Source organism: Motilimonas cestriensis, assembly GCF_021295315.1.
Lineage (GTDB): Bacteria > Pseudomonadota > Gammaproteobacteria > Enterobacterales > CBDFNC01 > Motilimonas > Motilimonas cestriensis.
On record NZ_JAIMJA010000047.1, the window covers coordinates 1 to 8,843 of the forward strand.

15 protein-coding genes and 1 pseudogene are annotated in these 8,843 nt (G+C 40.5%); 6 read left to right on the forward strand and 10 right to left on the reverse strand.

Going from position 1 to position 8,843, the window contains the following annotated elements; translation table 11 throughout:
• The 3 genes from K6Y31_RS22555 to K6Y31_RS21620 all read right to left on the reverse strand — a co-directional run.
• A partial coding sequence (locus K6Y31_RS22555) for a transposase (RefSeq protein ID WP_427901926.1) occupies window positions 1-175 on the reverse strand: 175 nt, incomplete at its 3' end.
• A complete protein-coding gene (locus tag K6Y31_RS22560; RefSeq protein WP_427901927.1) occupies window positions 120-515 on the reverse strand; it encodes a hypothetical protein in 396 nt (131 codons plus the stop codon). The genes K6Y31_RS22560 and K6Y31_RS22555, both read right to left, overlap by 56 nt.
• Before the next feature lie 8 nt (window positions 516-523).
• The gene (locus K6Y31_RS21620; protein ID WP_233055111.1) at window positions 524-952 is read right to left on the reverse strand and encodes a hypothetical protein; all 429 of its coding nucleotides are present in this window, start codon (window positions 950-952) and stop codon (window positions 524-526) included.
• A gap of 254 nt (window positions 953-1,206) precedes the next feature.
• Here K6Y31_RS21620 and K6Y31_RS21625 point away from each other — a divergent pair.
• Window positions 1,207-1,433 (forward strand): annotated as a pseudogene (locus K6Y31_RS21625) (transposase family protein); the annotation flags it as partial.
• 179 nt (window positions 1,434-1,612) lie between these two features.
• Here K6Y31_RS21625 and K6Y31_RS21630 read toward each other — a convergent pair.
• From K6Y31_RS21630 to K6Y31_RS21640, 3 genes are all read right to left on the reverse strand, one after another.
• A complete protein-coding gene (locus K6Y31_RS21630; RefSeq protein ID WP_233055112.1) occupies window positions 1,613-2,035 on the reverse strand; it encodes a type II toxin-antitoxin system VapC family toxin in 423 nt (140 codons plus the stop codon).
• On the reverse strand, window positions 2,028-2,261 hold the full coding sequence (gene vapB, locus K6Y31_RS21635) for a type II toxin-antitoxin system VapB family antitoxin (RefSeq protein ID WP_233055113.1): 234 nt from the start codon (window positions 2,259-2,261) through the stop codon (window positions 2,028-2,030). Before vapB ends, K6Y31_RS21630 begins: the two co-directional genes overlap by 8 nt.
• 219 nt (window positions 2,262-2,480) lie before the next feature.
• A complete protein-coding gene (locus K6Y31_RS21640; RefSeq protein WP_233055114.1) occupies window positions 2,481-3,242 on the reverse strand; it encodes an IS5 family transposase in 762 nt (253 codons plus the stop codon).
• Window positions 3,243-3,805: 563 nt separating this feature from the next.
• On the opposite strand from K6Y31_RS21640, the gene K6Y31_RS21645 reads away from it, so the two are divergent.
• Window positions 3,806-4,072 (forward strand): type II toxin-antitoxin system TacA family antitoxin, encoded by a 267-nt coding sequence (locus K6Y31_RS21645; protein ID WP_233055115.1) that lies wholly within the window; start codon window positions 3,806-3,808, stop codon window positions 4,070-4,072.
• Complete coding sequence (locus tag K6Y31_RS21650) at window positions 4,063-4,563, forward strand: GNAT family N-acetyltransferase (RefSeq protein ID WP_233055116.1); 501 nt, start codon at window positions 4,063-4,065, stop codon at window positions 4,561-4,563. Before K6Y31_RS21645 ends, K6Y31_RS21650 begins: the two co-directional genes overlap by 10 nt.
• A gap of 24 nt (window positions 4,564-4,587) precedes the next feature.
• On the opposite strand, the gene K6Y31_RS21655 is transcribed toward K6Y31_RS21650, so the two are convergent.
• On the reverse strand, window positions 4,588-5,190 hold the full coding sequence (locus K6Y31_RS21655; RefSeq protein WP_233055117.1) for a hypothetical protein: 603 nt from the start codon (window positions 5,188-5,190) through the stop codon (window positions 4,588-4,590).
• Window positions 5,191-5,266: 76 nt separating this feature from the next.
• Window positions 5,267-5,803 carry a hypothetical protein gene (locus K6Y31_RS21660; RefSeq protein WP_233055118.1) on the reverse strand — a complete coding sequence of 179 codons (537 nt, stop codon included), beginning with the start codon at window positions 5,801-5,803 and terminating at the stop codon, window positions 5,267-5,269.
• Between the two features lie 275 nt (window positions 5,804-6,078).
• On the opposite strand from K6Y31_RS21660, the gene K6Y31_RS21665 reads away from it, so the two are divergent.
• The 3 genes from K6Y31_RS21665 (at window position 6,079) to K6Y31_RS21675 (ending at window position 7,212) form a co-directional block, all read left to right on the forward strand.
• A complete protein-coding gene (locus K6Y31_RS21665) occupies window positions 6,079-6,360 on the forward strand; it encodes a type II toxin-antitoxin system Phd/YefM family antitoxin (protein WP_233055119.1) in 282 nt (93 codons plus the stop codon).
• Complete coding sequence (locus K6Y31_RS21670; RefSeq protein WP_233055120.1) at window positions 6,335-6,685, forward strand: hypothetical protein; 351 nt, start codon at window positions 6,335-6,337, stop codon at window positions 6,683-6,685. The genes K6Y31_RS21665 and K6Y31_RS21670 overlap by 26 nt, the downstream gene beginning before the upstream one ends.
• Window positions 6,686-6,897: 212 nt before the next feature.
• Window positions 6,898-7,212 (forward strand): hypothetical protein, encoded by a 315-nt coding sequence (locus K6Y31_RS21675; protein WP_233055121.1) that lies wholly within the window; start codon window positions 6,898-6,900, stop codon window positions 7,210-7,212.
• Window positions 7,213-7,219: 7 nt separating this feature from the next.
• Here K6Y31_RS21675 and K6Y31_RS21680 read toward each other — a convergent pair whose 3' ends face one another.
• On the reverse strand, window positions 7,220-7,462 hold the full coding sequence (locus tag K6Y31_RS21680; RefSeq protein WP_233055122.1) for a hypothetical protein: 243 nt from the start codon (window positions 7,460-7,462) through the stop codon (window positions 7,220-7,222).
• A gap of 745 nt (window positions 7,463-8,207) precedes the next feature.
• Complete coding sequence (locus K6Y31_RS21685) at window positions 8,208-8,693, reverse strand: ImmA/IrrE family metallo-endopeptidase (protein WP_233055123.1); 486 nt, start codon at window positions 8,691-8,693, stop codon at window positions 8,208-8,210.
• Window positions 8,694-8,843: the final 150 nt, after the last annotated feature.

The following is an 8,843-nucleotide window of genomic DNA, read 5'->3' on the forward strand; positions in this document are numbered from 1 at the left end:
GTAGCAAAATATCCAATCGTTTCGTGCTGCGACTCCGGCAATGGCGTAAGCCAAAGCCATAAGCAGGGCTTTTTAAGTCCCGAAATGATTCTTCGATTTGCATCCGTTTGGCGTAGAGTTTAACGAGTTGTTTTGCAGTAAACATGGCGGGGGAAAGTTGGTGGCAAGCATCCATGGCTCTTTCGCAGTACGTTGATATAAGTGTTGAGCAGAATGCTTTTGACCTGTTCGGCTATGCCTCTTACCTTTGCGTTTCTTATCAGCCCCTTTGTACAAATAAAGCTGGCATGCAAGAGGATTCTTCTTTGCGATGACAGCAGGTCCGAGGTGCTGAGGCTGTGTATTCCTTTGGTGAAAAAGCTTTTATTCGATAGCCAACCTTGCTTGGCTAGCTTCACACCCACCTCACCGCGTAAACGGCCAAGCCAATACCAACCAAGTGCTTCAACTTGGCGAAACCAGGTATTTCGGTAACCGGCATCGGTGATCAGAATGGGCGTGCAACTGGGTGGCATCACTTGTTTTAATTCATCCAAGAAACGTTGATGGCAGCGAGGAGAGTTGTAATGCTTGAATTCAAAGGTACGTTCATACAAAACAACACGCGACCATTGACGGCAATGGATGCGCGTAATGTCATCATTCGCAGCTGTTCACGCACGTCAGCCCAGTCGATAAGGACAAATGGAAAGGGGTTGAGGCTGCAAGTTAGCTGTGCATGCCAACGATAAATAGCGATGCGCTCGCGATGCAACAACTGCGCACTGCCAAGCAACCTATCAACACGCTTAGCGGATGTCTTACCCGTCATGGAACGGCCAAGTTGAGTAAGGGTGAGGCGGTCACCTTGGAGTAATGCTTGGGTAGAATCGATGAGGGATTGAAGTCGTTTTTTGTGAATGAAAGGGCATTGATTTTGTAGCTGTTGGTGTATGATATTAAGTTCACGCATCTCGTTGTAATCTGGTTTGTTTTTGGCGAAATTAATTAGATCACACAACGAGATGCGTTTCTATATATTTGATAGCGAAAGATATTTTGTGGGGATTCGCTAGGTTAACAATATGTCGATGCGTTCGGAGTTAAACGATTTTGCAAAGGGTGAGGACTTGTTGCCTTAGGGCGGGATCATACTTTAATGTAAATACTTGAGGTTGCCCTAACGTCATGATCTAATGGCGCTTTCAACTTTATCTAATATAAGCAATGACTCTAATAGAACACCTTTCCGCCGCTGAGGAAACACGCTCAGAAATCAATAAGAAACATGACCTTGTAGATGTGATGTTGCTGGTAATCTGCATCATTATGATTGGTGCAGAAGGATGGCAGGACATTGAGACTTACGGTGATTCGAAATCTGACTGGCTTGAACATTTTAATCAGGGATACCAAGAAAGCACACGATAGCCCGTATTCTCAAGACTGTTGTTGCTCTGGTCTAATCTGTACTAGCTCAGACTTGATCGGACACTTAAGTTTTCGACGCTGTGAATTTCGTTATTTACACATAAGCGAAGAACTCGAGATAGCCCTTCATACACTACTGCGCCAATGACCATTCCTAAAGCCAAATATGCCGATATTTATATTTTCCTAAATGCCACCTTTATTAATGCACCCAATCTTCGAGTTTCAAGCCATCAACGCGCTGGAACTCTCTTGTATTATTGGTAACTAGCACACAGTCTGTCGAAATAGCATGGCCAGCGATAGCAGTATCGTTATTACCAATTGGTGTGCCTTTTGCCATTAAATCACGTTTAACTTCGGTAGTAGCATCAACAGCAGACTCGTCCCAAGGTAAAATTTCATCGACTCGCTTGAGAAATTCTGCAACAAGAACCGCATGCTTATGAAATGCTTTTTTTCCTAACAGGCCAAATTGCATTTCTTGGTAAGTGATAGCAGAAATAACGATTCGGTGTTGCTTGCCAACCACAGTTTGAAGCTTTTGCAATACAGCAATAGGTTGCTCCCTCATAATGAATGAGCAAATACAAGTGTCTAGCATATAATTGATTTTTTTACTCAAAGTTAAATCGCCCCTCGTCTGCCACTATTGCTTCACGGTCAGCCATGAAATCACTGTCAGCTTTCTCCTGATCACCAAATGACAACCAGCTTGGCCTAACTGGGCGCAAGGTAATAACGTCACCATCTTTATGTATTTCCAGTTCGTTTACGCCGTCGAATTCAAATTCTTTCGGCAAGCGAACGGCTTGATTTTTTCCGTTTTTAAAAATTGATACTGTTCTCATGACATCCTCTTTACTATCATATGCCTAACATATGAAAAGTATAACCTGAGCTAAGCATATGTCAAACATATGTGTACCCATTTTATCGGATAGCGCGAAAGATAAATACAAATACCATCTAAATTTTCGTTCATCCTATTTCCTAATTACCCATTAATGTCGGAGGACAATAAGTTTGATCACCCTAGGGTCTGTTGATCTTTGCTGTATAGATTTTGTTCAGCAGTACATAGGCAGCCACATTATAGCAAACGCCAGTGATACCATACTGGCGTAATTTCTTGCTAACTTATCATATCTCGTTGATATGGCTCGGAAGTGTTTAATCCTCGCGAAAGCGTTTTCAACCAAATGCCGATACTTATAGAGGCACCAATCCATGCTTTCTTTATCAATATCTTGCCCATAATTTCGTTTCGGTATAATGGTTTTGCCACCTTTAGAGTCAACGTATGCCCTTAAAGCCTCGCTGTCATAGCCTTTATCTGCGATAAATACGTTCACCTCTTTAAGGTGATCAATGAGACTCACAGCACGAGCAATATCATTCCTCTGGCCCTCTGATAGCTCGAAATAAATTGGTAATCCACCACTATCCACGGCCAAATGGATTTTTGTTGAATTACCGCCGCGACTCTTTACTATACACTCACTATCTTGCGTCGCTGCTCCTGCGCTATGCTGATGAGCTTTGACTATTGAACCATCAGCAAACACCCAATCATAGTCTGCATTTCTTGATAACTCGTTGAATAATATATCTAACAGGCCTTTTTTAGACCACAGGTTAAAACGGCGATACACTGCGCTCCAATCACCAAACTCTTTTGGTAGATCACGCCATGGGATACCTGTTCGCAATCGAAAAAGAATACCTTCAAAGGTCATTCTATGTTCAGGCTTGTTATAAATGCGGCCAGAGCTCATCATCACTTGAAGTAGCTTTTCCCACCGCTGATCAGTTAGCATTAGTCTCGGCATGGTATTGGATTATAGTTTTACTTTTGGCGAAGCAAATTATAACCCTTTACCATGCTGCTCAAAAATCCATCGCGAAAGATCAACACGCCCTAGTTAAGTTCGTTAAGCTACTTCTTTTACTGGCTTATCCATTCGTTCAAATTCATTAGGACTTTAATAATTTAGGTATGAATGGATCCGCTGGCTGTTGTACCCATCGTGATGTAATTCAAGACATCCTGTTGAGCGGCATATCGCGTTCGATAATTGCGCCAATGAACTCGTAGCCCAAGAAACTCAAACACCTCACTTGGTGAAGGTAAGAATGGATTTCTCAGTTCGATTGGTAAAAGCCTAACTTTATTTTTTGGCATCACAAGACCCATTTAAGATGAATATTTCAACCATTCCTATCGTTCATTAGCCATACACCGCCTCATGGCATTCTTCTGTTGTAGTGGTAACTTGTGGTTAATTTTTTCCACAAGTTACCACTACATGGGGTTTAAATTAAATCAACATTGCGTGTATTAATTAGATAAACTAAAATTGTGTATTAATTAGATACACGAGGTAAGTTAATTATGGCTACAAAATCGGCCCCAATCAATATGCGGGTAGAGCCGTCAGTAAGAAACATTATTGACGCAGCAGCGAACCTAATGAAAGTAGATCGTACCGTATTCATCCAGCAAGCCGCTCTCTCAGAAGCCTATGAAGTCATCGCTAACCAAAGAGACTTCATGCTGGATGAGGCCGCATTTAATGCTTTTGAACAAGCCCTTGAAGTTGAAACTAAGGCAGATCAAGGTATGGTAGATCTCTTAAATAGGAAATCACCTTGGGAATAGCTGCGCCAGAGCCCTTATTACAAAACCATGACCTTTCAGACTTTTGTAGCGGTAGACCAGAGCTAGATAGCTGGTTGCTCAAAAAAGCCCTAAAGAGTCAAAACCGAAATAACGCTAAAGTGTATGTAGTAAGGGATACGGGTACTCAAAAAGTCATTGGCTATTACGCTATTGCAATGGGTTCAGTACAAAGAGAAATTGCTATCCCAACATTAAAACGCAACAGTCCTAATCCCATACCTATGGTGGTACTTGCCCGACTTGCAGTACATCAAGAGTATCATGGGAGAGGGATAGGCGCTGGCTTGCTAAAAGACTGCGTTAAACGCGCTGTTTACGCCATGGAGGTCATCGGTGGCGCGGGAATATTGGTACACGCCATAGATGAGGCAGCAAAAACTTTCTACAAAAAATTTGGCTTTACTGAGTCAGGTTTTGATGAAATGACATTGATGGCCCGCATTTGTGATATTAGAGCTGCGCAAGCTTGACTCGCTTAGCTTAGATGCACTAGCTTAGAGCTGATAAGCAACCCGATCAACTTTGTACATAAACTGGTTATCTTGAAGAATGGGGATGTACTTAAGCCTCGATTCAGAATTGTCCTTCCATATAACATAACATTTATCAGCGAAATCAGCGGCTTTCGCTAACCCTTTGTGGGTTAAAGTAGGTATTAATGTCAGGTCTAAAACAACCATATTATTGAATGTTAACCAAACATGCAGATCTAGTTCTCTACCAGGTTGAAAACCACCGTTCATAGTTTTCTTCACCGAAGACTTGGAAACTTTATAAACTTCTTTACCGTCAAACTCAATGTTCCCAATTGTGATAGCAAGTGGCGCAAGAGAACCAAGCGGGCTTTTTGACCAGTGTTCAAAAAATTGTTGCGAGAAGCTGTGGCAATGATTCACGGGATCAACAAGTGAGTTTTCAAGAAATGATTGGACGTAAAGTTGCAAATTTTCATCCAAGAAGGTGTTTAACTCAAAGTCTGCCATATTCCTTTTTATACCGGCCTTAAATTGGTCATAATCCAGTCTTAATTCCCTTTGCTCTGAATCAAATTTTTCAAGAAAACGAACAGCTTCAACAAACTGTGTCACATAATCCATTTATTAATACCTTCTCAAATAATGAACAAATCTCACGCCTAAGGAGTATGGTTAGCTGGGATGAGTTACTGTAAGCTTAATACTCAATTTCATGCTCACTATAACGCTCCGCCAAAATTTCAGGAATCCAGTCAACTTTTACAATACCGGCAGCCTCATGCCGCTGAAATGGGTCATCGCCGTAGCACCAACCTTCAGGCATCTTGCTTCTTAATCCAATTTTATCCAATTTTCTATCTTCATCTTTTGTAACAAGAACGATGATGAGTAGCTCTCCGAGTAGGTCATCGACTTTTTTGGGTGTAATGCGTTTGATCTTAAGAAGTTCATTAAAAATGATTGTGCGCGGTACTAAATGCTCTTGTATTAGACCTTTAGCCCGTTCACTTGCAGTGGCTGCACCATTTTTTACATTTTTTAGGTAGATTTTTTTTGCTCCACGCGAGAACCAGATTGGATCTGGTGGCAAATCTTTATTCTGGTAGGTTCTTGGCCTGTACCGGCTCCACAGCATTTGTTTAACCAATATGTTTTTTTTCATATCAAACGACCAATCAGATTTGATCACGTCACAGATAACTCGTGCTAACTCACCTTTCTCTATTTTACTCATATAGTTAACCAATAAATAAAGGAATACACAATGTAACATCAATTTCTAAAATTGAAAGCAGCCATATTGAAACTGGTTGCGTAGGCCTGATGCTCAAAATCCTCTGGTGCTGGCGAAGAACATCCCCATACAAACAGCTCGAGACCGTTACAGCCACCAAGAAGAACCAAATATAAACTAAATATAGACTTTACTTTAAATGTTTTATAATATGCAGATGTACCAACAAAACGTAAACGCTTAGATGTTGGAAATAAAATGAAGAGGGACTAAATATGCAGACCGAAACAATTAGCTATCTAAAAAAGAATGCAGCTACATTGGATCTTGATGAGCCAATGACGATAACACAAAATGGCAAGCCCGCTTATGTTATAGAGTCTTATCAGGCAAGAAAAAAACGTGACGAGGCTATAGCGCTGCTGAAGTTAATTTCTTTTTCTGAAAATGACGCTAATAATAATCGTGTTTTATCAAGTGAAGCTTTCAAAGACCAACTAGCAAACAGAAAAGCACAACTTAGAGACGCGAATGATGAAAAAAACACCCCGAATTGAATATACTGAAACCTTCTATCAACTAGCTAGTCAACTGATTGATTTTCAATCTGAATATCTTGGCGAAATCAATGCGATAGAAAAAATACAAAAGACTATCGAAAGCTTTGAGGAGCTTGTCAAAGTAAACCCATTAGCGCCTGCTATATCAACAGTGTTGCTGGGCTTAGGTATCCAATCAGTTAGAGAGTATAAAGCCAATGGACTCAGCTTGTTTTATCAAGTGTTTGGCGACGAAAATGTAACGATACAATGCAGAATTATAGTTTCGCAAAAGCAAGATATAGAAACGGTGCTGGTAAACCATTGTATCATTTACAAATAAGCTATGTTTTGGCTGAAAGAATGTACCATAAGCGGAAGTCAGACTTGGAAGACTCTGTTTGCTTAGAGGTAAAGAGCTGGGCCAAAGGTTGATCGCCTTTCCGTGATCGGGTTTTAACGAAATGACATTGATGGACCGCATTTGTGATATTAGAGCTGCGTAGGTTCAACCATAGATGCTACAGATAAAACTGTTATGCGAAAGGTGAATTTGTGAAAAATCAGCATGTGTTTCTTATTTCATTTATATTCCCATTTGCCTATGGCTTAGCTTGGTTGGTTGCCCTATTTTTGAGCTCGGATATGGCAAATTTATTGTATGAATATCATATAGGTATTCTTTGGTTAGCTATGCCTTGGTCATATATTTTTATCCCAATTAGTAATTTTTGTAATGAATTAAGTAATACTTTTCTTTGCAACAGTATTAGCATTATCGGCATAAGCGCAGGCTTAGCCTTTAACGTTACAATGTTAAAGTTGGTTTTGTGTTGGTTACATGGTCAATTGAGCAAAAAGTTCACATAACGCGGCGTTACTTGTACTTGGCCTGTGCATATCTGTTTGGTTTATCTACTGACGCTTTGAGCTTTCGCTCAACAATTTCATCGTCAGGAAAGTAATCATAATCTGCAAGGTAACCGCTTGAGCGCTTAATTTTTTGTGTGCGACCTCGTTCGTATTCGTTGAACTCGAATGAATCCTCTGGATATGGATTTCGATAGGGTGAGTTTAGACAGGAATTATAGCCTTCCTCGTACGCCTTACTATTAGCCATATTCGCTCCATTGGTTTGCTAAAAATAACTAGCTGCCGTGTGCATGTATTCAGAAGTTGACCAATACAAAACCATAGCCAGCCTGCAACAAAGTGCCCCAAATCTTTTAGTAATCTTGGCCATTACTCCTTCTATCTTGACTGGAGATCAGAGAAAAAAGCATTGCAGCGAGAAGTAGCCAAAGTCGAGCTAGCCGACCTAAAGAGCAATTAACAAAGAGGAAACTGTTTGTCGCGTTAAACTATTATAACATCACTGTATTTTTTTTAAACAGGCTTCTATATCGTCATTCTCAATTCTTACGCAATCCAAGCTTTTTTTATTTGTATCGTAAAAAGCATCTACGTTCGCATAACTCGCTGAAAATAAACTAAATAAGCCTACTATTACGGCAAAGTATTTGATAAATAATGATCGGCTTATTGTATACGAGACTGCGTAAATCAATCCAATGATTGACCATAGTAACTGTGAAGTTATATCCGTATTTTTTAAATCCGAGAACGTAGTGTTACCAGACCACGAGAGATAAACCAAGCTAAGCTCTCTCGTTAAAATAAAAAAACCAACCATAAATAAAAATAATGAAGTTTTCTTCATTGAGCGTCCTTAATGATAGTAAGCATAAAGAATCGATCTTACAGTCCGATACCCAGCTAGCTCGGATGCTTTAATCAAGTGAGTGCTTTTGCATCTTTGAGAGGTAGGGATCATAGAGCTGCAGAATACCACTTTCGCTATTCAGCTAGTAATACATCCATCCTAAATTTTTCAGTCTTGCGTGCATTGCTACTTCTGAGACGCCAAACTTTACAGCTAAATAATTAATGTTGTTTACCTTCTCTTGGTTAATAACGTAGTCGATCGCATCTTTGGGCATTAATAACTGCATCGCAAAGTTATTCGCTTCTTGCTCCATCTGGCTGCTATTGCTTGCTGAATAATGACGTCCATCTTCACCATCAACCAGTCTTGGCGCTGCACTGATAACATGCCCTAACACAAGGTGACCAATCCCATGAGCTAGCGCAAAGCGCTGTCTATTGATGCTTTCTGACGCATTAAAATAGGCCAATTTGAGGTCATCTTGGATTTCAACCATCCCACTTAGCCCCGTGTGCTCTGCATTTAACGGGTCAAGTTTCCTGACCTGAATGGACAATCGACGGCCTATACTGTCCACTTTAACAGGCAGCACCCAGTCCCAGTGACACTCAAGAATTTTCCTCACAACAGGTAAATCCATAGCCAAACTGTAGTGGTACAACTATTTTGGCCACCTGATTAGAGGTGATAAGATCACCATAACTAAGCAGGTATCAATATGTCAAAACGTACAAGACCAACTTATTCACCAGAATTCCGACTAGAAGTTGCCCAA

Excerpts from the sequence above, each read along its gene's own strand:
- K6Y31_RS22560 (WP_427901927.1), bottom strand. The coding sequence starts at position 515 with ATGCCACCCAGTTGCACGCCCATTCTGATCACCGATGCCGGTTACCGA.
- K6Y31_RS21620 (WP_233055111.1), bottom strand. The coding sequence starts at position 952 with ATGCGTGAACTTAATATCATACACCAACAGCTACAAAATCAATGCCCT.
- vapB (WP_233055113.1), bottom strand. The coding sequence starts at position 2,261 with ATGAGAACAGTATCAATTTTTAAAAACGGAAAAAATCAAGCCGTTCGC.
- K6Y31_RS21640 (WP_233055114.1), bottom strand. The coding sequence starts at position 3,242 with ATGCCGAGACTAATGCTAACTGATCAGCGGTGGGAAAAGCTACTTCAA.
- K6Y31_RS21645 (WP_233055115.1), top strand. The coding sequence starts at position 3,806 with ATGGCTACAAAATCGGCCCCAATCAATATGCGGGTAGAGCCGTCAGTA.
- K6Y31_RS21655 (WP_233055117.1), bottom strand. The coding sequence starts at position 5,190 with ATGGATTATGTGACACAGTTTGTTGAAGCTGTTCGTTTTCTTGAAAAA.
- K6Y31_RS21660 (WP_233055118.1), bottom strand. The coding sequence starts at position 5,803 with ATGAGTAAAATAGAGAAAGGTGAGTTAGCACGAGTTATCTGTGACGTG.
- K6Y31_RS21665 (WP_233055119.1), top strand. The coding sequence starts at position 6,079 with ATGCAGACCGAAACAATTAGCTATCTAAAAAAGAATGCAGCTACATTG.
- K6Y31_RS21670 (WP_233055120.1), top strand. The coding sequence starts at position 6,335 with ATGATGAAAAAAACACCCCGAATTGAATATACTGAAACCTTCTATCAA.
- K6Y31_RS21680 (WP_233055122.1), bottom strand. The coding sequence starts at position 7,462 with ATGGCTAATAGTAAGGCGTACGAGGAAGGCTATAATTCCTGTCTAAAC.